Here is a 21,049-nt window from a genome sequence, read left to right on the forward strand (position 1 = left end):
AACGCGTTCACATTCACAAGCAAGTATGCCGCATGACAGTTCGGCTCCGGGCGGGTGGGGGCCTCTCACGGGCAAAGGGGACCCACATCACATCGCCGGACGACACAGGGAGCCCTGGTCCGCGGACACCGCCCGAGGCCAGAACTCCCTGGACACCGCCGGAGGCTAGAGCTCCTTGCGGAACGCCTCCGCGACCTTCAGGAAGATGTCGTTCGCCTCGGTCTCCCCCACCGTGATCCGCGCGCCCTCACCGGCGAAGGGCCGGACCACGACCCCGTGCTGTTCGGCGGCCGCCGCGAAGTCGAGCGTGCGCTCCCCCAGCCGCAGCCACACGAAGTTGGCCTGCGTCTCGGGCACCGTCCAGCCCTGGCCGCGCAGCGTCTCGACCACGCGGTGGCGCTCGCCGACCAACGAGCCGACCCTGCCCAGCAGCTCGTCCTCGGCGCGCAGCGAGGCGACCGCCGCGTCCTGGGCGAGCTGGCTCACACCGAAGGGCACCGCCGTCTTGCGCAGGGCCGCCGCCACCGGCTCATGGGCGATCGCGAAGCCGACGCGCAGGCCCGCGAGCCCGTACGCCTTGGAGAAGGTCCGCAGCACACAGACGTTGGGCCGCTGCCGGTACAGCTCCACCCCGTCCGGCACCTCGATGTCCCGGATGAACTCGCGGTAGGCCTCGTCCAGGACGACGAGCACATCGGCGGGCACCCGGTCCAGGAACCGCTCCAGCTCGGCCCGCCGCACGACCGTGCCCGTCGGGTTGTTGGGGTTGCAGACGAAGATCAGCCGGGTCCGCTCGGTGATCGCGTCCGCCATCGCGTCCAGGTCGTGCACATCGCCCGGGGTCAGCGGCACCGGCACCGCCGTGGCGCCGCTGACCTGGGTGATGATCGGGTAAGCCTCGAAGGACCGCCAGGCGTAGATGACCTCGTCCCCGGGTCCCGCGGTCGCCTGCAGCAGCTGCTGGGCGACGCCGACCGAGCCGGTGCCGGTGGCCAGATCGCTGAGCGGGACGCCGAAGCGGTCCGACAGCTCGTTCATCAGGCCCGTGCAGGCCATGTCCGGGTAGCGGTTGAAGGAGGAGGCCGCGGCCGTCACGCTCTCCAGCACCCCCGGCAGCGGCGGATACGGGTTCTCGTTGGAGGACAGCTTGTAAGCCACCGGACCGCCGACGGCGGCCGGCTTGCCCGGCTTGTAGGTGGGGATACCCGCCAGCTCGGCGCGCAGCTTGGGGCTCGTCTCGCTCACCGCAGTCCTCCTCGCGACCACCGGCGGACCCGTCGCCACCACCGGCTTCCAATACTTCTCACCTTATGAGGATTCGCCGCCGGTGCGTACAGCCGAGGTTCTTCCCGATCGGACCTCATCCGTCACATCCGCATCACGGGCATCAGCGTACGAAGTCTGACGAATCGGGGGGCGCGATCACATATATCTATGCGCTGGTGGCTCACGCCGTGGCGCGCATCACCCGTGCAGGTGAGTTGAGACCTCTTCGAGACATCGGGAAGTTGGCAGGCTCATGCGTGCCGACAAGTCACGTAGTGCCATTGGATCGTTCAACTGGCTTTGTTTCAAAGGCAGTTGACGGCAAATGACCTTGCAGAAACGTGCCTGTCAACGCGTGCATATGCGTCCGCCCTACCCGACCGCATGAGCCCTACTATCGGCTCGCCATGACAGCAGCAGGGAAGCACCAGGTGAGCCGCGCGGATACCTCACGTCGAGGGAGCAGGCCGGGCCGGGCGGGCATCAGAGACGTGGCCGCCGCCGCCGGAGTCTCCATCACGACCGTCTCCGACGCCCTGAACGGCAAGGGCAGGCTCCCGGACGCCACCCGCCGCCACGTCCGCGAGGTCGCCGACCGGCTGGGCTACCGCCCGTCGGCCGCCGCCCGCACGCTCCGTACCGGCAAGTCGGGTCTCATCGGCCTGACCGTGACGACGTACGGGGATGAACCTTTCACCTTCACCGAGTTCGCGTACTTCGCGGAGATGGCGAGGGCCGCCACCTCGGCCGCGCTCGCCCGGGGCTATGCGCTCGTGATCCTCCCCGCGACCTCGCGCCACGACGTGTGGTCGAACGTCGCCCTGGACGGCACGGTCGTCATCGACCCCTCCGACCAGGACCCGGTGGTCAGCGAACTCGTCCGGCAGGGTTTACCCGTCGTCTCCGACGGCCGCCCGGCCGGCTCGCTCCCGGTCACCGCGTGGGTCGACAACGACCACGAGGCCGCCGTACTCGGCATCCTCGACCACCTCGCCGACGCCGGCGCCCGTCGTATCGGCCTGCTGACCGGTACCACCACGGACACCTACACCCGGCTGTCGACCACGGCGTACCTGCGCTGGTGCGAACGCGTCGGCCAGGACCCGGTCTACGAGGAGTACCCGGCGCACGACCCGTGCGCGGGCGCCGTCGCCGCCGACCGGCTGCTCGCCCGCCCGGACCGTCCGGACGCCGTCTACGGTCTGTTCGACCCCAACGGCACCGACCTGCTCGCCGCGGCCCGACGCTACGGCCTGCGCGTACCGGACGACCTGCTGCTGGTCTGCTGCAGCGAGTCCACCGTGTACGCCAACACCGAACCGCCCGTCACCACGCTCTCGCTGAAGCCGCGCCGCATCGGCACCGCCGTGGTGCAGCTCCTCATCGACGCGATCGAGGGGGTGGAATCGGACCAACCGGTCGAGCAGGTGATACCGACGGAGCTGATCGTGCGCACCTCGTCCCAGCGGCGTCCCCCGCGCACGACGGTCAGCCCGCCGAGGTCACCCGAGAAGGGGTAGGCCGACCCTCACCAGAGGTGGTCCAAGCCCTGCCCAATCGGGACGAAAGCCGCGGTGAACTGGACTCTTGCTCCGATTCACCACCCCTGGGTCATCACATGGCGCGATCGGCATTCCTATGATGGGCCCACGACACCGCGGGCCGCTGCGACCAGGCAGTCCGAAGCGGTTCAGATGCGGCGTGATGGTGGAGGGGTCTGATGACTCAGGGGGCCGGTCAGGGACCCGAGGCGGAGCGGGCGGCGACGCTGCGCGACTTCCGGGTGCCGGCGTACGTCCACGAGACCGGTCCGTACGGCGACACCACGCACCCGGGTGATGTCGCCGTACCCGTCGAGGAGGCGGCCGAACACCCCGACGGGTACACACCGACCCGGCGCGACCTGCCCGTCATCAACCGCGGTGACACGCTTCAGGTGCCCGTGGACCCCGCCTCGCTGGCCGCCCAGGACCGCGAGGAAGGCGCCGCGGGACCGCTGTTCGTCGTCGGTGACGTGCACGGCTACCTCGACGAACTGTTGGCCGCCCTCCAGGAGCGGGGCCTGATCGACTCCGCGGGCAACTGGAGTGCGGGCACCGCCCGGCTGTGGTTCCTCGGCGACTTCACCGACCGCGGTCCCGACGGCATCGGCGTCATCGACCTCGTGATGCGGCTGTCCGCCGAGGCGGCCGCGGCCGGCGGCTACTGCAAGGCCCTCATGGGCAACCACGAGTTGCTGCTGCTCGGCGCCAAGCGGTTCTCCGACACCCCCGTCAACTCCGGCGCGGGCACCGCCACCTTCCAGGCGGCCTGGCTGCTCAACGGCGGCCAGAAGACCGACATGGACCGCCTCCAGGACCACCATCTGCAGTGGATGGCACGCCTCGACGCAGTCGAGGAGGTGGACGGCTATCTCCTCGTCCACTCGGACACCACCGCCTACCTCGACTACGGCGACTCGATCGAGGCGGTCAACGACACCGTCCGCGAGACCCTCACCCGCAACGACGCGGACGAGTGCTGGGACCTGTTCCGCAAGTTCACCAAGCGGTTCTCCTTCCGCGACGAGGGCGGCGCGGACGCCGTGCGCTCGCTGCTGGACACCTACGGCGGCACCCGCATCGTGCACGGGCACAGCCCGATTCCGTATCTGCTGGGAGAAGTCGGCTCCGAGGAGAACGAGGAGGAGCCCCGGCCGTTGGTCGAGGGACCGCACATCTACGCCGACGGACTGGCCATCGCGATGGACGGCGGCGTGACCATGGCCGGAAAACTGCTGGTCCAGCAACTGCCGCTGGAAAACTAGACGTTCACGGGGCACGCAGCCCCCCGCGCGGCGACCACCACGAACAGCGCAGGCCAGGGCGCAATTTCTGGAAACCCCCTGTCACCCTGTGCCGTCGCCGCTCTACCATCGGCTTATCCGTAGCAGGCTCCCCTCCGTTTCTGCCCGACGGCTCGTTGGCATGCGAGCCCCAAGCCCTACGGAGCATCGGGGGATGCACATGAACAGCGTTCCGCAGCACCTGCACAGCGAGGACCGCCAGGAGTACGAGCGGATCCTCGACGAGGCGCTGCGCTCCGCCCCTACCCGCCCGGAACTGGCCGCTGTCGGACAGCGGCTGAACCCCGAACAGCTGCGCACCATGGCGCTGAACGCCACCGCCCTCATCACGGTGGCCGCCGCGACCGAGTACCAGCACTACGTGAAGGTCCGCGAGGAACTGCGCCAGCCGGCGTCGTCCACCCCGTCGTCCACCCACGAGACCGGCTCGGCCGAGTCGGGCGTGGGCGCGATGGGGCTCGCCACCACCCTGGGAGAGGCAGCCGAAGGGGCGGGCGCCGTCGCCGTCGCCGCGGTCCTCACTCCCGTCCTCGCCGGCACGGCCGCGGCGATCTTCCTGCTCGTGGGCTACATCCTCAAGATGATCACCCCCGAGCCGGCCTTCGCCCAGACCATGCTCACCGCCGGATGGGTGTTCGGCGCCATGACCGCGGCCGCGATCCTCGTCGCCGCCGTCGGGCTGCTGCTCACCGCACTGCGCAACAGGCCCTCGCTCGAGACCGGCCTCTACGGCGAACTCGGCGAGGAGGTGACCCGAGCCAGGGAAGCCTGGCGCGAGGCCCTCCTGGAGCGCGGCATCCTGCCCTTCCTGCGAGACGCGCTGGCCGACCCCGGCACCGCCGTGGCCCTGCACCCCACGGCACCGTCGGCGCCGACCGGCCGTATCCCGCACCTCGGCTACGACCGCCCGGGTTTCAGCAGTCCGGACGACGGCCCGGCCGCCGGTCCACGCCCGAGCTTCACGAGCCCGGACTACACCAGTCCGGACTTCGGAGGCCCGGACCACCAGCCGGAGTAACCCTCGGCTTGCGCCCTCCGCCTCGACATACCCCTTCGGGGGAGCGCAAGCCGAACACCCGTTCTGTCGGCCGAATGACCGACAGCCGCGCACGAGAAGCGTGGGCACGGTCGACGCGAGCGTCGCTCACGCCGTGGTAGGAACAGGCAGTGGCCGATACACGGATCACTGTGGTGATCGCCGACGACCAGGAACTGGTACGCACCGGGTTCGCTCTGATCCTCGGGGCGCAGCCGGACATCGACGTCGTCGGGGAAGCCGCCGACGGTGTCCAGTGCGTCGAACTCGCCCGCCGGCTGCGCCCGGACGTCGTGCTGACCGACATCCGCATGCCCCGCCTCGACGGGCTGGACGTGGTGCGGCAGCTGGCGGGACCGGGAGTGGCCGATCCGCTGAACGTGGTACTGATCACCACCTTCGACCAGGACGACTACGTACGGATCGGGCTGCGGGACGGGGCGTGCGGGTTTCTGCTCAAGGACGCCTCGCCCGGGCTGTTGGTGGAGGCGGTGCAGGCCGCGGCCCGGGGGGACGCGCTGGTGTCGCCCGCGGTGACGGTGCGGCTGCTGCGGCGGCTGGAGGAGAACGAGCGGGGGTCGGCGCCGGAGGACGCGGGGGTCGGCGGGCTCAGCGGGCGGGAACTGGACATCGTGCGGCTGGTCGCGGTGGGGCGGACGAATCAGGAGATCTGTGACGAGCTGTTTCTGTCGCTGTCGACGGTGAAGACGTATCTGGCGCGCATTCAGGCCAAGCTCGACGCCCGTAACCGGGTGGAGGTCGCCGCGTGGGCGTGGGAGCACGGGGCGGTGCACCGGCCCCGGTGACGGCCGGCGGGTCAGCGCCCGGGCCGGTCGGCCTGGAGGGTGCTGTCGGCAGGCACGGCCAGAGGGAAGGCGGCCTGGACCTGCCAACCGCCGTGGGGGAGGGCACCGGTGCTGAGCGTGCCGTCCAGGGCCTCGACGCGTTCGCGCAGACCCAGCAGACCGAAACCGCCGCGACCACCGGCGGGTACGGCGGCCCGGTGACCGGGCACGGTGTTGGTGACCGTCACCTCCAGCCAGGCACGGTCGACGTCCAGGTGGACGGTGGTGCGGGCGCCCGGGGCGTGGCGGCGGACGTTGGTGAGGGCCTCCTGGACCAGCCGCTGCACGGAGACTTCGACCTCGGGACTGAGCCGGGCGGTACGGGCCGCCGCCGTGACCTCCAACTGGGCCGGTGTGCCCCCGCCCGCGGCGGTGGAGTGGGCGGAGACCAGGTCGGCGAGTTCGGTGAGCAGGTCGCCGGGGCGCAGGGCCGCGTGGTTGTCCTCACGCAGGACGCGCACCAGGCGGCGCATCGACTCCAGGGTCTCCGTCCCCGACCGGGTGATCTCGCGCAGGATGGGCTCCACCTTGTCGGGGGCGGTGGCCTTGATGGTCAGCGCGGCGTTGGCCTGGACGATGATGCCGGTCATGTGATGGGCGATCAGGTCGTGCAGATCGCGGGCCAGTGCCAGGCGTTCGGCCTGGCGTACGTCGTGCACGGCGCGTTCCCTGCGGACCTCCAGGGAGCGGATGGCACAGCCGATGACGACGCAGATCGCCAGGGCGATGGTCAGGACGTAACCGCCGGCGGCGAACGCCCCGCGTGATCCGCTGCGCAGCGGCACCGCGAGAATCGCCACGGTCACGGTGAGGGTGTACGCGGTCGCGAGCCCCGGCCGCCAGGCGTGCCCCGTGGTGTGCACGACGAGGACGAGCAGCCCGGCGGTCTCCAGCGCCCCCCACCACTCCAGGCCGGAGGGCTCGACCATGGTCCAGACGGTCGTCGCGAGCGAGATCGCCACCGCGGCGACGACCCGCTTGACCAGTCCTGCCGAGCGCGGCAGACCGAGGGCGAGCAGCCCGACCAGCGGACCGGTGACGTACACGGGCAGCCAGGTGGTGGGCGACCCGTAGGGATCGGCACATCTGTCGAGCAGGGCGAGGTCCGCGGCCCAGGTGAGCACGAACGCGATCAGACTGCTGACCTTGAGCAGCCGACCGGCGGCCGGGTTGAGCAGGAGTTTCCAGTCCACGCGGTTCAGCGTAGGAGCGCGGATCCGATCCGGTGTCGGCCGAATGACCGACAGGCGGGTGGGGGTCGGGCCCGGACGGTCGGCCCCGGTCGGCGATCGGCAGGAGGCCTTCATCGAAGGCAGCTTCAGTCCTGGGTCGGCAGTTGCGACTCCTCCCTTTCCGGCAGTGCGATGATCGCGATGCTCTCCGGCTGGGCCACGGCCAGGCGGGTGCCGTCCGGGTGCAGGGCGGCGACGGGCGTCGGAATGTGCGTGACCCCGTAGCTGCCGTCTCTCCGGGGCACCTCCACCGTGGGCCATTCCGCCACCACGGCACCCGTCGTGACATCGATCAGCCGGGGATGCCCGTACAGCGAGACGACCGTGTCGCCGCGCGCGATCAGAGTGCCGACGCAGAAATCGACCCGGCTGCGATGGATCCACCGGCTCGCGGAGAGCGACCAGACGCCCAACTGCCCTGGGCTTGTGACAAGGAACCCCTCGTCGTCGTGAGCCGGCTCCCCGGTCGCCACAGCCATGCGGTCGCCATCGAGCCAGCAGGCCGAGACGACCTCATCGTCGATGCCCGCGTCCGAGGGCAGCACACAATTGCCGTCGAGCACGGCAGGGTCCGTCAACGCACCTGCCAGGTCGAAGACTTCGACAATCCCGTACGGATGCCAGAATCATCCGGCCGACAGCAGGTGTCTCCCGTCCGGGCTCACTTCCAGTCGCGAGTGGAAGACGTCCTTCGGATCGCGTTCGCCCTCGGTGAGCCGCTCTCCCGACTCCGCGTCCTCGATCTCCAGGACGTTGTACTCCTCCGGGCAGTGCACCAGAACCTCGCGGCCGTCCCGCAACACCCCCAGCGCCACCGGATAGTCGAAGACATCGGCCTGGTAGTAACTGCGGTTCAGCTCACGGACGAGCCGGTCACCCTCGAGCAGCAGGGCCTTGGTACCGCGCTCGGCGTAGACGACGGAGTAGCGGCCGGACGGGGAGACGACGCTCCGGTCGAAGGGAAAGCTACGGACGACCGGGCCACTGTGCTCCACGCCGTCCGGACCCCAGCGGCGACCACCACCCACCACGTCGACCAGATCATCGCCGTCCCACGCCAGCGACTGTGCCTCGGCCGTCACCTTCACAACGATCAAGACTCCGCCTCCCCCTCGTCCCCGAACGCACGATGGCGCTGTCCCGAAGGCACTCGCCCTCCGGGACAGCGCCAATCCACGGACGTCAGTCCGCCAGCGGCAGGTACACGCGGTTCCCGCTCGCCGCGAACTCCTTCGACTTCTGCAGCATCCCCTCAGCGACCTCCTCGGCGGTCGCCCCGGCCGCCGCAGTACCACCGAACTGGGCTGTGATGCTCTGACTGATCTTCATCGAGCAGAACTTCGGCCCGCACATCGAGCAGAAGTGGGCCGTCTTGGCCGGCTCCGCCGGGAGCGTCTCGTCGTGGAACTCCCGTGCCGTGACCGGGTCCAGGGCGAGGTTGAACTGGTCCTCCCACCGGAACTCGAAGCGGGCGTCGGACAGCGCGTCGTCCCAGTCCTGCGCGCCGGGGTGTCCCTTGGCGACGTCGGCGGCATGGGCGGCGATCTTGTAGGTGATGACGCCGGTCTTGACGTCGTCACGGTTGGGCAGACCGAGATGCTCCTTGGGCGTGACGTAGCAGAGCATCGCCGTCCCCCACCAGGCGATCATCGCCGCGCCGATGCCGGAGGTGATGTGGTCGTACGCGGGCGCGACGTCCGTGGTCAGCGGGCCGAGCGTATAGAACGGAGCTTCATCGCAGATCTCCTGCTGAAGGTCGATGTTCTCCTTGATCTTGTGCATCGGGACATGTCCCGGGCCCTCGATCATGGTCTGTACGTTGAAACGCTTCGCGATCGTGTTGAGTTCCCCGAGAGTCCTCAACTCCGCGAACTGCGCTTCGTCGTTGGCGTCCGCGATCGAGCCGGGCCGCAGTCCGTCGCCCAGCGAGTACGTGACGTCGTAGGCGGCGAGGATCTCGCACAGCTCCTCGAAGTTCTCGTACAGGAACGACTCCTTGTGGTGCGCGAGGCACCATGCGGCCATGATCGAGCCGCCGCGCGAGACGATGCCGGTCTTGCGGTTGGCGGTCAGCGGGACGTACGGGAGGCGCACGCCCGCGTGGACCGTCATGTAGTCCACGCCCTGCTCGGCCTGCTCGACGACCGTGTCCTTGTAGATCTCCCAGGTCAGCTCCTCGGCCCGGCCGTCGACCTTCTCCAGCGCCTGGTAGAGCGGCACCGTGCCGATGGGGACGGGGGAGTTGCGCAGCACCCACTCGCGGGTGGTGTGGATGTTGCGGCCGGTGGACAGGTCCATGACCGTGTCGGCGCCCCAGCGGGTCGCCCAGGTCATCTTCTCGACCTCCTCCTCGATGGAGGAGGTGACCGCGGAGTTGCCGATGTTGGCGTTGACCTTCACCAGGAACCGCTTGCCGATGATCATCGGCTCGATCTCCGGGTGGTTGACGTTGGCCGGCAGCACGGCGCGGCCCGCCGCGATCTCCTCGCGGACCACCTCGGGCTCGACGTTCTCCCGGATGGCCACGTACTCCATCTCGGGTGTGATCTCGCCCCGTCGCGCGTAGGCGAGCTGTGTGACCGCGCTGCCGTCGCGGCTGCGGCGCGGCTGGCGCGGTCGGCCGGGGAAGACCGCGTCGAGGTTGCGCAGACCGCCCCGCGGCGAGGTGTGCTTGATCCCGTCGTCCTCGGGGCGGACGGGACGACCCGCGTACTCCTCGGTGTCGCCGCGGGCGATGACCCAGTTCTCGCGCAGTGGCGCCAGTCCTCGGCGGACGTCGGTGTCGACGAACGGATCGGTGTACGGGCCGGAGGTGTCGTACAGGGTGACCGACTGCCCGTTGGTGAGGTGCACCTGACGGACCGGCACGCGCAGATCGGGGCGCGAGCCCTCGACATACCCCTTGTGCCAGCCGATGGACTTCCCGGTCTCCGTGGACTTTTGGCCCTCTATGGGCTGTTCGTCCTGGCTGGAGACAGGCGTGCGTGCGTCCTTGATGGTCATGAGACCTACTCCCTACGCCGGCATTACCCGGTAACAGGTTCAGCGGTCGACGCAGCGGCTTCCGTCTGTCGACGCTTCGTGTGAAACATCACTCGACTCGAACTTCGTCGACTGACGTTCCACGTGAAACATCGCTGGGACGGAGGTCAGCGCCCTCTCAGCCCGGTGCTCCGAGCTCCCGCGTGTGCAAAGGTGCCTCCACGCTAGCGTCAATTCGGGCGCGGTGAACAGAGGGCCTCTTTCGTTCTTGCGATGATCGGGCGGTGACCACCACGAATCAGCCTCCCTACCCGCCACCGGACCCGCGCCGCGGCCCGGGCCCCGGTCGTGGCCCCGGTCGCGGCCCCGGCGGGGGCCGTGGATACGGCGGGGGTGCAGGGCACGACGGCGCCGCCAGGGGTGACGGGGGCGCCGACAGCCGGGGGTACGGCGACGGCAACAGCCGTGGATACGGCGGTGGTTTCGACCCCAATTCGGGTGACGACTTCAGCGAAGGTTCTGGAAGCCTCTTCGGCGGAGGGCAAGGCCCCCGGCCCAACTCGGGCGACGGGCGCGGTCAGCGGCCCCCCTCGGGTGGCGGGCCCGACCGGAGACCCCACTCGGACGCCGGGCACGGCCACGGTCATGGCGCCGGGGACGACCATGGTCACGGCGCCGGGCACGACCACAGTCCCGGCCAGGGTCCAGGTGACGGGCACGGGCACGGGCATGAGCCCAATCCCGGCGATGGACACGGGCACGGCTCCGGCTCCGGCGGGGGTCACGGGCACAGTCACAGCCACGGCCCCGCGGCCCCCGTCTCCAAGCACCTGCGCAAGGTCATCGCCGCGATCCTGATCCCGTTCACCGCGGCCGTGGTGGTCGGGCTCGTCGTGCTGTGGCCCGGTGGCGCCCCCGCGCACGAGCGCACCGGCGTCGGCTTCGACCGGCAGACCCAGCAGGCGACGGTCACCAAGATCCAGAGCGTGAGCTGCAAGTCGGTGAACGCCTCGTCCGGGTCGTCGACCGGGGACACCTCCACCGCCGAGGGCAGCTCCGCCCAACAGGAGGAGGACGGCACCTGCAAGAAGGCGACCATCCGCGTCGACACCGGCAAGGACAAGGGCCGCGCGTTCACCGAGATCGTGCAGCCGGACCAGTCCCGGCAGTTGCACAAGGACGAGAAGGTCGTCGTCGCCTACGAGCCCTCGGCGCCCAAGGACCTGCAGTACTCGGTCACCGACGTGAACCGCCGGATCCCGATGGGCGTGCTCGCCGGCATCTTCGCGCTCGCCGTCGTGGTGGTGGGGCGGCTGCGCGGCGTCATGGCCCTGGTCGCGCTGGCGATCAGCTTCATGATCCTGAACTTCTTCATCCTGCCCGCGATCCTCCAGGGCTCGAACCCGCTGCTCGTGGCGGTGATCGGGTCCAGCGCCATCATGCTGATCGCCCTCTACATGTGCCACGGCCTGTCCGCCCGGACATCCGTGGCGGTGCTGGGCACGCTGATCTCCCTGGTGCTGATCGGCGTCCTGGGCTCGCAGTTCATCGGCTGGGCCGCGCTCACCGGCAACACCGACGACAACACCGGGCTGATCCATGGCCTGTATCCGTCGATCGACATGAGCGGTCTGCTGCTCGCGGGCGTCATCATCGGCTCGCTCGGTGTCCTCGACGACGTGACGGTGACCCAGACCTCGGCGGTGTGGGAGCTGCACGAGGCCAACCCCTCGATGGGCTGGCGCGGACTGTACCGAGCGGGCATCCGGATCGGCCGCGACCACATCGCGTCCGTGGTCAACACGCTCGTCCTCGCCTACGCGGGCGCCGCGCTGCCGCTGCTGCTGCTCTTCTCCATCGCCCAGAGCAGCGTCGGGGCGGTCGCCAACAGCGAGTTGGTGGCGGAGGAGATCGTGCGCACCCTGGTCGGCTCGATCGGCCTGGTCGCCTCGGTGCCGGTCACCACGCTCCTGGCGGCCCTGGTGGTCTCGGCGGACCGCCCGACGGCGGAGAAGGCCGGAGCGACGGCCACGGTGGCGCCCACGGGCCCGAGCGGCCCGGCGCCCGCCCCGAACCACGTGACCACCGACACCGCCCCCATCCAGACCCGCACCGGACACGGCCGCCGCCGCAAGCGCTGAGCGGCCGAGAAACACGGCCTTCGTAGGCAGGCCGAGCGGACGGGCGGGGCTGGTGGGGCTGGTAGGGCTGGGGGGCTGGTGGCGCTGCCACGACGGTCGCGGGCCCTCCGCCGGCAGGCAGCAAGGGGGCAGGGGACGGAGAAGAAGCGTTACTGCACAACCCCGGAGCGCCGCACTGTCCGAACGCTTGCCACCCACCGCACGCCCCGACCCCGAGACACCCGATCAGCCCGCGCTCTGCTCCTCCGCCAGGATCCGGTCCAGCGCCTCGTCGAGATGAGCGTCGAAGTCGGCGAGCGAACCCTCCTGGCCCAGCGGCACCAGCTTGTCCGTGCGGTCGAGGAAGGCGATGACCGGCGCCGTCGACGACCGGAACAACGCGTGGTCGCCGCCGACCTGAAGCCGGATCAGCAGCTCGCCCAGGGAGTCGGGGTCGGCGGGCGAGACCCGTACGTCCCCTTCTCCGGTCGGCCGGCCCACCCCGTCGATCAGCAGCTCGCGGCCGAAGGCCCACGTCACCGGGGCGTCACCCGGCAGATGGAAGGTCAGCCGCACGGCATAGGGATCGCAGGATTCGTAACTCAGCTCCACCGGGATACGGAAGGAGAGCTCCTCGGAGACGAGGAAGCTCATCATGACCTCTGCCTGTACGGACTCGCGCATCGCCTACCCCGTCACTACCCCGTCATATGCCACCGATTGGCCAGGAATGATCGCTCTGACACTGCTGGCATCTTGCTTAAAGTAGGCGACAGATCACAAGGAGTGAGTTTTCAGATACTGATAGAGATCGCCAGGGACCCCAGCAACCGCCCTACTTCGCTCTGCAGTTGCCGGGTCGCGGCCGCCAGCCGATCGGCCTGGTGCGAGGGCAGGGAAATGGCCATCGTGGCCGCCGTCGCACCCACCGTGATGGGGATCGCGGCGCAGACCGTGCCCAGCGCGTACTCCTGCCGCTCGACGACCGGCTCCATCCGCCGCGTCCGTTCCAGCCGCCTCAGCAGGGTGTGGTCGTCACGGACGGTGTACGGGGTGATCGACTGCACGGGGTAGCGCCTGAGGTGGTCGCGGCGGGCGTCCTCGTCCAGTTGGGACAACAGGCACTGCCCGATCGCGTGCGCGTGCGCGGTCTCGCGGAAGTCGGCCCATTCCTCGACTGCGGGATTGCCCGGGGTGTCGGATACGCACATGACCTCGATCTCGCCGTCCCGGTACACCGCGTAGTACACGGGCACGCCGATCTCGTCCCGCCAGTGGGCCAGCGCGTCGACGATCGTGCTGCGACGTTTCTGCTGGGCCGCGCTGCTGCTCAGCCGCTCGGCCGCGTCACCGAGGAAGAACAGGCCCTTGTCCCGGCGCAGATAGCCCTCGTGCACGAGGGTGCGCAGCAGGTGATACGCCGTCGGGAGGGCCAGGAAGGTCTCGCGGGCGAGTTGCTTGGCGGGGGCTCCGTGCGGGTGGTCGGCGACGCATTCCAGGAGCCGCATCGCCCGCTGGACGGATCCGATGAGGGTGGCGGCGGCCTGGGGGTGTGCGTGCGGGGCTGGGGACGCGTGCCCGGATTCCGCGGACCCTGTGTGCCCGGTTCCCGACGAACCGGCGAGCACGGATCCCGGAGACCTCGCGGGCCCAGGTCCTGGAAGCCTGGCGGGCCCGGGCCCCGAAGGACCAGCGAGCACGGATCCCGGAGACCTCGCGGGTCCAGGTCCTGGAAGCCTGGCGGGCCCGGGTCCCGAAGGACCAGCGAGCCTGGATTCCGGAGACCCCACGCGCCCAGGTTCCGAAGGACCGGTGAGCACGGATTCCGAAGGACTGACGTGCCCGGATTCCCGAGACCCCACGTGCCCAGGTCCTAGAGGCCTGGCGGGCCCCGGCCCCGAAGGACCGGCGAGCTCGGATTCCGAGGACCCCGCAGGCCCAGGTCCCGGAGGACCAGCAAGCCCGGATCCCCGAGAGCCCGCGCGCCCAGGTCCTAGAGGCCTGGCGGGCCCCGGCCCCGAAGGACCGGCGAGCTCGGATTCCGAGGACCCCGCAGGGCCAGGTCCCGGAGGACCAGCGAGCCCGGATCCCCGAGAGCCCACGCGCCCAGGTTCCGAAGGACCGGCGGGCCCCGACACGGGATGCACTGTCTCCTGTTCAACCGCCGGAGGCCTCGCCGCACGTTCCTGTGTCGACGGGCCCGGCTGCGCGGGTGGGCGGATCGGGATCGGGCGTACCGGGGGCGGGGCCGCCGGCGGGGAGGTGGCTAGGGGTGCGTGGGGGGCTGAGGCGGGGGTTGTGGTTGCGGTGCCGGTGTCTGCCGTGGCCAAAGGTCACTCCCGGAGCGCGAGGGGGCAGTCCGTGCGGGGGAACACGGGTGGGGGTGTACGCCGCTCGCGGGGTCGTCCCCGCGTCGAATTCCGGACTCTAACCGTCCGTCACCGCGCGCGGACGGCCCGCCGGAAAACTTCCCTCGCGCGAGGGAACCGGTGATTCCTGTTACCGATCACCGGTGTCCCACGGGCCTCACCAGTCGCTGCGCGACGAGGAGCTCGACGTGAACTTCCGTACGACGTAGATCAGCCCGCCGACCAGTGCCACGAACACCAGCGCCTTGAAGAGCAGTCCGATGACGAAGCCGACCACGGTCGCTATCAGTCCGCCGAACACGACCAGGGCGATGACCGGCACCGCGATCCACTTCACCCACCAGGGCAGTGTCGAGAAGATCTCTCCCATAGCTGTCGTCCTTACCTCTCCGCCCGTCGCTGGTGCCGGGTCCGTCGATGACCCGGGCTTGTGACGCCGGATCCTTCTGTTGTCCTGCCAGTTGTCCTGCGTTCGATGCTAGGGCCGGCAGGGGCCCCGGCGGGGGCCCGGCATCCCTTGTCCTCCCCTGATCGATCCCCTAGGGAACCCTGAGTCAGGGCCTCAGCTCTCGGGCGGAGAGAACACCACGAGGACCCGCAGATCCTCGCTGATGTGGTGGAACTTGTGGGCCACGCCCGCGGGCACGTACACGACGCTGCCGCGCGCCACCTGGGTCGTCTCCATGCCGACGGTGATCGCGGCCCGGCCGCTGACCACGAAGTACACCTCGTCCTGCTGGTGCGGCCGCTGCGGGTCCTGGTCGCCCGCGTCGAGCGCGTAGAGGCCGACCGACATGTTCCGTTCGCGCAGAAACTGGAGGTAGGCGCCGTCGTTGGCGGCGCGTTCCGCCTCCAGTTCGTCCAACCGGAATGCCTTCATCGCGCTTGTCGCCCTCGTCCCACTGCTCGTATCCGATCTCGTCTGCAACGATCAGACACATGAAGAATTTCGTAGTCAAGACGATCGCCAACGCGGGCGCCCTGGCGGTCGCCGTCTGGCTGCTCGACAAGATCACCCTGACCGGTGACAGCACGGGCAAGAAGGTCTGGACGCTGCTCCTCGTGGCCCTGGTCTTCGGGGTGGTGAACTTCCTGGTCAAGCCGGTCCTTCAGGTGCTGACCTTCCCGCTGTTCATCCTGACGCTGGGCCTGTTCACTCTGATCGTCAACGCGCTGATGCTGCTGCTCACCTCGTGGCTGGCCGACAAGCTGGACCTGAGCTTCCACGTGGAAGGCTTCTGGACGGCCGTCCTGGGCGGTCTGATCATCTCCATCGTCTCCTGGGCGCTCAACGTCGTCCTGCCGGACGGGGACTGAGCACGCGATGACGTATCGCGTCTGCTTCGTCTGTACCGGCAACATCTGCCGGTCGCCGATGGCCGAGTCCGTCTTCCGCGCCCGCATAGCGGAAGCCGGCCTCGAGGACCGGGTCGAGGTCGACAGCGCCGGCACCGGCGGCTGGCACGAGGGCGACGGCGCCGACCCGCGCACCGTCGCCGTGCTGGAGGAGCACGGCTACGAGGGCGAGCACACCGCCCGGCAGTTCCAGGTGTCCTGGTTCGACCGCCTCGACCTGGTCGTCGCCCTCGACACCGGCCACCTCAGGGCTCTGCGCCGCCTCGCGCCCACCCCTGAGGACGCGGCGAAGGTGCGGCTGCTCCGCTTTTACGACCCCGCCGCGGGCGACGACCTCGACGTGCCGGACCCGTACTACGGGGGCCTCGACGGCTTCGAGGAGTGCCTTGAGATGGTGGAGGCGGCGAGCGAGGGCCTGCTCGCCGCGGTACGCGAGCAAGTGGAGGGACGAGCGGCATGAGTGATTCCGCTACGGGAGCACCGGTGCAGGGCGACGGTGACGGCACACGCGCGGTGCGGGCGGGACTGCCCGAGCCGGTGAAGTACGAACCGACCCTGCCCGGTCCGGTGTTCGCCGCCCACTTCCATCTGCCGGGCGAGCCGACAGGGCCGTACACATATGGCCGGGACGAGAACCCGACCTGGACGCATCTGGAGCACGCCATCGGCGAGCTGGAGGCGCCCGGGCAGGACGGCGTCGAGACGCTCGTCTTCGCCTCCGGGATGGCCGCCATCTCGTCGGTGCTCTTCTCCCAGCTGCGCGCCGGCGACACGGTCGTCCTGCCGAACGACGGCTACCAGGTGCTGCCCCTGGTGCGCGCCCAGTTGGAGGCGTACGGCATCGAGGTACGCACGGCACCGACCGGCGGCGACGCCCAACTGGACGTGCTGGACGGCGCCAAGCTGCTGTGGATCGAGTCGCCGTCGAACCCCGGCCTCGACGTGTGCGACATCCGGAGGCTCGCCGAGGCGGCACACGCGCGTGGCGCACTGGTCGCCGTCGACAACACCCTCGCCACGCCGCTGGGGCAGCGCCCGCTGGAACTCGGCGCCGACTTCGCCGTGGCCAGCGGCACCAAGCAGCTCACCGGGCACGGTGACGTGCTCCTCGGGTACGTCGTCGGCCGCGACGCCGAGGCGATGGCCGCCGTACGCCGCTGGCGGAAGGTCGTCGGCGCGATTCCGGGTCCCATGGAGGCCTGGCTCGCACACCGTTCGATCGCCACGCTCCATCTGCGCGTCGAACGGCAGTGCGCGACAGCCCTCACCGTCGCCGAGGCGCTGCGGGAGCGGCCCGAGGTGACCGGGCTGCGCTATCCGGGGTTGCCCGAGGATCCGGCGCACAAGGTGGCCGCGCGGCAGATGCACCGCTACGGGTGCGTGGTCTCCTTCACGCTGCCCACGCGCGCGCGTGCCGACGGTTTCCTCGACGCGCTGCGGCTCGTGGACGACGCGACGAGCTTCGGCGGAGTGCGGTCCACGGCCGAGCGGCGCGGTCGCTGGGGCGGGGACGCGGTGCCGGAGGGCTTCATCCGGCTGTCGGTGGGCGCCGAGGATCCCGAGGACCTGGTGGCGGACGTGCTCCGCGCGCTGGACGAGTCGGCGCGATGACCGGTTTACGGTCCTCCCGTCGACGGCCGCCTCCACACAACGGACGGTCCGAGCCTCCCCCCTCGTGGCTCGGACCGTCCCCGGTTCCGCGCGCGAAGAACCGCGCGACCAAGGCTAGTTGACTCTGTGTCAGTGTCCAATCACAGTAGCGACAGAGACCTATCGACTTATTTATAGTTGGGCCCTGCCCGGGGCCGGGAGTGGGGCAGGGAAAGGGGAGGGCGTGCCATGGATCTGGCCTTGCTGCGCACTTTTGTGACCGTGCACCGGGCCGGCTCCTTCACTCGGGCCGCCGCGCTGCTCGGTCTGTCGCAGCCGGCCGTGACCTCCCAGATCCGCACGCTGGAGCGGCAGCTGGGCCGCCCGCTGTTCCTGCGGCAGGCCCGCGGGGTGACGCCGACGAGCATCGGCGACGAACTCGCGCACAAGGCCGCCCCGCACCTCGACGCCCTCGTGGAGATCACCGAGACCGGCCTCGACGAGGACTCCTCTCTGCGCACCCTGCACCTCGCCGGTCCCCGGGAGTTCACCGCCGAGCGCGCGCTGCCCGCCCTCACCGAGCTGACCGGCGAGGACAGCCAGAGCTTCGCGCTGCGCGCCTCGTTCGGGAACGCTGAGGAGACTCTGGAAGGGCTTGCCGCCGGGCATCATGATCTGGCCATCAGTACGGCCCGTCCCCGGGGCGCGCTGCTCACGGCGACTCCGCTCTGCGACGAGGAGCACGTCCTGGTCGCCGCCCCCGGACTGGCCGAGCGGATCCCCGGCAAGCCGCGCCGGAAGGGGGCACTCGCGCTGGAGAACGTCCCCGTGATCGAGGTGCACGAGTCGCTGCCCTTCGTCTCCCGGTACTGGGCCGCCGTCTTCGACTCCCGTCCGCCCACCCCGGGCACGGTCATCGTGCCCGATCTGCGGGCGGTCCTCGCGTGTGCCGTCGCGGGCGCGGGACTCGCCGTACTGCCCCGCTATCTGTGCGCCGCCGCCCTGGAGCACGGTGACGTCCTGGCGCTGCACGATCCCGCGGTGCCGCCCCTGCGGACGTACTTCTTGGTGGTCCGCACCGGCACGTTGGCGATGCCACATATCGCGCGGGCGCACGACTGGCTGCTGCGGTCGGCGGCCGACTGGTGCTGACCAGGCCTTTTGTCGCGACTACCCGGGGAGCTCGGCCGGTGACGCCCTGCGATGTTTCACGTGGAACCAGCCGGGCCACATTTCTCCCATGACCGTCCGACCCGTGGTCAAGCGCACCGCCCGTGCCGTTCTGCTCGACGGTGACTACCTGATCCTGATCAAACGCACCAAGCCCGGCGTCGATCCCTACTGGGTCACCCCCGGTGGCGGCGTCGAGCCCGAGGACACCACCGTCGTCGAAGCACTCCATCGCGAAGTGGACGAGGAACTCGGCGCCAAGATCACCGATGTGGTGCCCTGCTTCGTGGACACCGTCGAACACATCGGCAAGGACGCCGCCACGACCGGCGTGAAGGTGCAGCACTTCTTCGTCTGCCGCCTGGAGTCCATGGACACGTCCCTGCGCCATGGCCCCGAAGTGGACGAGCCCGCCGGGGAGTACGAGATCGTCCGGGTGCCGTTCACCCGCGTGGGGATCGCCTCCGTCCATCTCGTGCCGCTGTCCCTGCGGCACTACCTGGACGGGAACATCGAGGGCGTACGGGCGATGCACGCGCCGGACCTCGGCTGAGCCCGGCGCCGCGTCAGTCTCCGACGCCGCCTCAGTCGCCCGCTCCGGCGAGTTCCTCCACCGAGTCGTGCCGGATACGCTCCGGCGGGATCCCGACGCTCCTGAGGGCGTCCACGCCGCTGCGGATCATGCCGGGCGGGCCGGAGAGAAAGGCGTCGTAGCCGCTCCACGGCCCGTACTGGCGGATGGCGTCGGGCAGTTGGAGATGCGCCTGCTCGTCGATGATCGCGCGGACCGTGAGCCACGGGTGGGTCTGCTGGAGCCTGAGCATCGTGTCGATGTCGTACAGGTCGTGGTCGGTGCGGGCGCCGTAGAACACCTCGACCGGACGCCGTTCGCCGTGTTCGGCGACGTCCTCGACCATCGCCCTGATGGGCGCGATGCCGGTGCCGCCGCCCAGGCAGAGCAGGCCGCTGTCGGTCGTGTGGTCGACGGTCATCGAGCCGGCCGGCGGACCGAGGCGAAGGATGTCCCCAGGACGCGAGCGGTGCACGAGCGCGTTCGAGACCCAGCCCGCCGGGACGGCCTTCACGTGGAACGTCAGCAGACCGTCGTGGCGAGGTGCCGAGGCGAAGGAGAGGTGCCGCCAGATCCGCGGCCACCACGGTGTCTCCACGCTCGCGTACTGGCCGGCGAGGAAGGGATAGGGCTGGTTCGGGCGGACCGTGAGGACGGCGACGTCCCGGGTCCTGAGGTCGTGCGTGACGATCTCGGCGTACCACCAGGCCGGGGCGCGCAGTTCGTCCGCGGCGGCCGCGTCGATCATGACCTGCGAGATCGTCGTGTACGTCCGGACCCAGGCCGCCTCCATCTCCGGGTGCCAGACGGCCGACGCGTACTTGCTCAGCGCGCCGATGAGGCACTCGCCGACGGCCGGGTAGTGCTCGGGGCGGGTGCCGTACTTGCGGTGCCCGCGGCCGAGATTCTGCAGGTAGTCGATGAGGACGGGCGTGTTGTCGACCTGCTCGGCCGCGGTGAGCAGCGCCTTGAGCAGCCGGTCCCGCTGGGTGTCCATCGCCGCCGGGAACATGGGGCGAAGGTCGGGGTGGCGGACGAAGAGCAGCGCGTAGAAGTACGAGGTGACCTTGTCGGCGACCGGCGCGACCTCCGCCATCGTCCGGCGGATGAGGACGGCGTCCGGCGAAGCCTGCTCGGCCCGGGTCGGGACGGCCGTCTGCGGGGCGGCGGGGGCGTACTGCGGGGCGGAGGAGGTGGAGCGCTGGGCGGGGACGTACGGGTCGGTCGCGGAGGCCGGCGCGACCGGTTGGCCGGCGGGCTCCCGCTGCCCGCCCGGGTCGCTGTTCGCGGTGGGCCCGCCCACCGGGCGCATCGCGGCGAGACGGTTGCCCTCGGGGGCCTCGCGCTCACTGCCCGGGGGTGTCTCCGGCTGCGTGTACGGCTTGAACCAGCCGGCTCCGCCGCCGGACGTGCCGTTGTCGGCCGACGTGGTGGTCGGAGCGTCCATGATGTGCCTCGCCTCGACATCTTTCGGTCGGTCTGCGCACCTCCTCTATCGGAAGATGCCTGCTTCCCCCGCAGACGGCTTGCCTTCCCCGTTTCGCCCGGCGGCCGATACGGCCACATTCAAACCGTGATCACGTTCCGTACTGACAAGTAAGCCGAGAGTGTGACATTGGCCGCAGTGCGCTCCGCGTCCCTGCTCCCGGCGAACCGGAGTCGACCAT

General features: G+C 70.1%; 20 protein-coding genes and 1 riboswitch. Of the genes, 10 read left to right on the plus strand and 10 right to left on the minus strand.

Annotated features, from left to right (window positions below):
• Positions 1 to 165: 165 nt before the first annotated feature.
• Complete coding sequence (gene hisC / locus ACIQI8_RS29345; protein ID WP_402356565.1) at positions 166 to 1,245, minus strand: histidinol-phosphate transaminase; 1,080 nt, start codon at positions 1,243 to 1,245, stop codon at positions 166 to 168.
• Between the two features lie 428 nt (positions 1,246 to 1,673).
• On the opposite strand from hisC, the gene ACIQI8_RS29350 reads away from it, so the two are divergent.
• The 4 genes from ACIQI8_RS29350 to ACIQI8_RS29365 all read left to right on the plus strand — a co-directional run bounded on the left by ACIQI8_RS29350 (position 1,674) and on the right by ACIQI8_RS29365 (position 5,953).
• The gene (locus ACIQI8_RS29350; protein WP_402356568.1) at positions 1,674 to 2,786 is read left to right on the plus strand and encodes a LacI family DNA-binding transcriptional regulator; all 1,113 of its coding nucleotides are present in this window, start codon (positions 1,674 to 1,676) and stop codon (positions 2,784 to 2,786) included.
• A gap of 200 nt (positions 2,787 to 2,986) precedes the next feature.
• Positions 2,987 to 4,072 (plus strand): metallophosphoesterase, encoded by a 1,086-nt coding sequence (locus tag ACIQI8_RS29355; RefSeq protein ID WP_402356571.1) that lies wholly within the window; start codon positions 2,987 to 2,989, stop codon positions 4,070 to 4,072.
• Positions 4,073 to 4,265: 193 nt separating this feature from the next.
• Positions 4,266 to 5,129, plus strand: coding sequence for a hypothetical protein (locus tag ACIQI8_RS29360; protein ID WP_402356574.1), 864 nt, complete (start codon positions 4,266 to 4,268; stop codon positions 5,127 to 5,129).
• A 149-nt stretch (positions 5,130 to 5,278) separates the two neighbouring features.
• Positions 5,279 to 5,953 (plus strand): response regulator, encoded by a 675-nt coding sequence (locus tag ACIQI8_RS29365; RefSeq protein ID WP_402356577.1) that lies wholly within the window; start codon positions 5,279 to 5,281, stop codon positions 5,951 to 5,953.
• A gap of 11 nt (positions 5,954 to 5,964) precedes the next feature.
• Here ACIQI8_RS29365 and ACIQI8_RS29370 read toward each other — a convergent pair whose 3' ends face one another.
• From ACIQI8_RS29370 to thiC, 4 genes are all read right to left on the minus strand, one after another.
• The gene (locus ACIQI8_RS29370; RefSeq protein ID WP_402356580.1) at positions 5,965 to 7,185 is read right to left on the minus strand and encodes a sensor histidine kinase; all 1,221 of its coding nucleotides are present in this window, start codon (positions 7,183 to 7,185) and stop codon (positions 5,965 to 5,967) included.
• 125 nt (positions 7,186 to 7,310) lie between these two features.
• A complete protein-coding gene (locus tag ACIQI8_RS29375; RefSeq protein WP_402356584.1) occupies positions 7,311 to 7,802 on the minus strand; it encodes a hypothetical protein in 492 nt (163 codons plus the stop codon).
• 48 nt (positions 7,803 to 7,850) lie between these two features.
• A complete protein-coding gene (locus tag ACIQI8_RS29380) occupies positions 7,851 to 8,321 on the minus strand; it encodes a hypothetical protein (RefSeq protein ID WP_402356587.1) in 471 nt (156 codons plus the stop codon).
• Between the two features lie 85 nt (positions 8,322 to 8,406).
• Positions 8,407 to 10,227: a phosphomethylpyrimidine synthase ThiC gene (gene thiC, locus ACIQI8_RS29385; RefSeq protein WP_402356590.1), complete on the minus strand. Its 1,821-nt coding sequence runs from the start codon at positions 10,225 to 10,227 to the stop codon at positions 8,407 to 8,409.
• Positions 10,220 to 10,419: riboswitch (TPP riboswitch) on the minus strand. Its footprint overlaps the gene before it by 8 nt.
• 71 nt (positions 10,420 to 10,490) lie before the next feature.
• On the opposite strand from thiC, the gene ACIQI8_RS29390 reads away from it, so the two are divergent.
• Positions 10,491 to 12,347, plus strand: coding sequence for a YibE/F family protein (locus ACIQI8_RS29390; protein ID WP_402356593.1), 1,857 nt, complete (start codon positions 10,491 to 10,493; stop codon positions 12,345 to 12,347).
• 225 nt (positions 12,348 to 12,572) lie between these two features.
• Here the strand turns inward: ACIQI8_RS29390 and ACIQI8_RS29395 are convergent, their stop codons facing one another.
• The 4 genes from ACIQI8_RS29395 to ACIQI8_RS29410 all read right to left on the minus strand — a co-directional run bounded on the left by ACIQI8_RS29395 (position 12,573) and on the right by ACIQI8_RS29410 (position 15,575).
• Complete coding sequence (locus ACIQI8_RS29395) at positions 12,573 to 13,010, minus strand: SsgA family sporulation/cell division regulator (protein ID WP_123999012.1); 438 nt, start codon at positions 13,008 to 13,010, stop codon at positions 12,573 to 12,575.
• Positions 13,011 to 13,120: 110 nt separating this feature from the next.
• Positions 13,121 to 13,834 (minus strand): IclR family transcriptional regulator, encoded by a 714-nt coding sequence (locus tag ACIQI8_RS29400; protein WP_402356597.1) that lies wholly within the window; start codon positions 13,832 to 13,834, stop codon positions 13,121 to 13,123.
• A 1,018-nt stretch (positions 13,835 to 14,852) separates the two neighbouring features.
• On the minus strand, positions 14,853 to 15,065 hold the full coding sequence (locus ACIQI8_RS29405) for a DUF5326 family protein (RefSeq protein ID WP_123999010.1): 213 nt from the start codon (positions 15,063 to 15,065) through the stop codon (positions 14,853 to 14,855).
• Between the two features lie 192 nt (positions 15,066 to 15,257).
• Positions 15,258 to 15,575, minus strand: a complete 318-nt coding sequence (locus ACIQI8_RS29410; protein WP_123999009.1) for a cupin domain-containing protein — start codon at positions 15,573 to 15,575, stop codon at positions 15,258 to 15,260.
• A 59-nt stretch (positions 15,576 to 15,634) separates the two neighbouring features.
• Between ACIQI8_RS29410 and ACIQI8_RS29415 the strand changes: the two genes are divergently transcribed.
• The 5 genes from ACIQI8_RS29415 (at position 15,635) to ACIQI8_RS29435 (ending at position 19,364) form a co-directional block, all read left to right on the plus strand.
• Positions 15,635 to 16,012 (plus strand): phage holin family protein, encoded by a 378-nt coding sequence (locus ACIQI8_RS29415; protein WP_402356601.1) that lies wholly within the window; start codon positions 15,635 to 15,637, stop codon positions 16,010 to 16,012.
• 7 nt (positions 16,013 to 16,019) lie between these two features.
• Positions 16,020 to 16,511 carry a low molecular weight protein-tyrosine-phosphatase gene (locus ACIQI8_RS29420; protein ID WP_402356604.1) on the plus strand — a complete coding sequence of 164 codons (492 nt, stop codon included), beginning with the start codon at positions 16,020 to 16,022 and terminating at the stop codon, positions 16,509 to 16,511.
• On the plus strand, positions 16,508 to 17,662 hold the full coding sequence (locus ACIQI8_RS29425) for a cystathionine gamma-lyase (RefSeq protein ID WP_402356607.1): 1,155 nt from the start codon (positions 16,508 to 16,510) through the stop codon (positions 17,660 to 17,662). The genes ACIQI8_RS29420 and ACIQI8_RS29425 overlap by 4 nt, the downstream gene beginning before the upstream one ends.
• 228 nt (positions 17,663 to 17,890) lie before the next feature.
• Positions 17,891 to 18,793 (plus strand): LysR family transcriptional regulator, encoded by a 903-nt coding sequence (locus ACIQI8_RS29430; RefSeq protein WP_402356610.1) that lies wholly within the window; start codon positions 17,891 to 17,893, stop codon positions 18,791 to 18,793.
• Between the two features lie 88 nt (positions 18,794 to 18,881).
• Positions 18,882 to 19,364, plus strand: coding sequence for an NUDIX hydrolase (locus tag ACIQI8_RS29435; RefSeq protein ID WP_123999004.1), 483 nt, complete (start codon positions 18,882 to 18,884; stop codon positions 19,362 to 19,364).
• A gap of 31 nt (positions 19,365 to 19,395) precedes the next feature.
• Here the strand turns inward: ACIQI8_RS29435 and ACIQI8_RS29440 are convergent, their stop codons facing one another.
• A complete protein-coding gene (locus ACIQI8_RS29440; RefSeq protein WP_402356613.1) occupies positions 19,396 to 20,829 on the minus strand; it encodes a globin domain-containing protein in 1,434 nt (477 codons plus the stop codon).
• Positions 20,830 to 21,049: the final 220 nt, after the last annotated feature.

The sequence above is a fragment of the Streptomyces sp. NPDC092369 genome (assembly GCF_044755245.1).
In the GTDB taxonomy this organism is placed as follows: Bacteria; Actinomycetota; Actinomycetes; order Streptomycetales; family Streptomycetaceae; genus Streptomyces.

Coding starts and splice junctions, on each gene's coding strand:
- ACIQI8_RS29425 (WP_402356607.1), top strand. CDS start 16,508: ATGAGTGATTCCGCTACGGGAGCACCGGTGCAGGGCGACGGTGACGGC.
- ACIQI8_RS29350 (WP_402356568.1), top strand. CDS start 1,674: ATGACAGCAGCAGGGAAGCACCAGGTGAGCCGCGCGGATACCTCACGT.
- ACIQI8_RS29420 (WP_402356604.1), top strand. CDS start 16,020: ATGACGTATCGCGTCTGCTTCGTCTGTACCGGCAACATCTGCCGGTCG.
- ACIQI8_RS29435 (WP_123999004.1), top strand. CDS start 18,882: ATGACCGTCCGACCCGTGGTCAAGCGCACCGCCCGTGCCGTTCTGCTC.
- ACIQI8_RS29395 (WP_123999012.1), bottom strand. CDS start 13,010: ATGCGCGAGTCCGTACAGGCAGAGGTCATGATGAGCTTCCTCGTCTCC.
- ACIQI8_RS29410 (WP_123999009.1), bottom strand. CDS start 15,575: ATGAAGGCATTCCGGTTGGACGAACTGGAGGCGGAACGCGCCGCCAAC.
- ACIQI8_RS29400 (WP_402356597.1), bottom strand. CDS start 13,834: ATGCGGCTCCTGGAATGCGTCGCCGACCACCCGCACGGAGCCCCCGCC.
- ACIQI8_RS29360 (WP_402356574.1), top strand. CDS start 4,266: ATGCACATGAACAGCGTTCCGCAGCACCTGCACAGCGAGGACCGCCAG.
- ACIQI8_RS29415 (WP_402356601.1), top strand. CDS start 15,635: ATGAAGAATTTCGTAGTCAAGACGATCGCCAACGCGGGCGCCCTGGCG.
- ACIQI8_RS29405 (WP_123999010.1), bottom strand. CDS start 15,065: ATGGGAGAGATCTTCTCGACACTGCCCTGGTGGGTGAAGTGGATCGCG.
- ACIQI8_RS29430 (WP_402356610.1), top strand. CDS start 17,891: ATGGATCTGGCCTTGCTGCGCACTTTTGTGACCGTGCACCGGGCCGGC.
- ACIQI8_RS29355 (WP_402356571.1), top strand. CDS start 2,987: ATGACTCAGGGGGCCGGTCAGGGACCCGAGGCGGAGCGGGCGGCGACG.
- thiC (WP_402356590.1), bottom strand. CDS start 10,227: ATGACCATCAAGGACGCACGCACGCCTGTCTCCAGCCAGGACGAACAG.
- ACIQI8_RS29440 (WP_402356613.1), bottom strand. CDS start 20,829: ATGGACGCTCCGACCACCACGTCGGCCGACAACGGCACGTCCGGCGGC.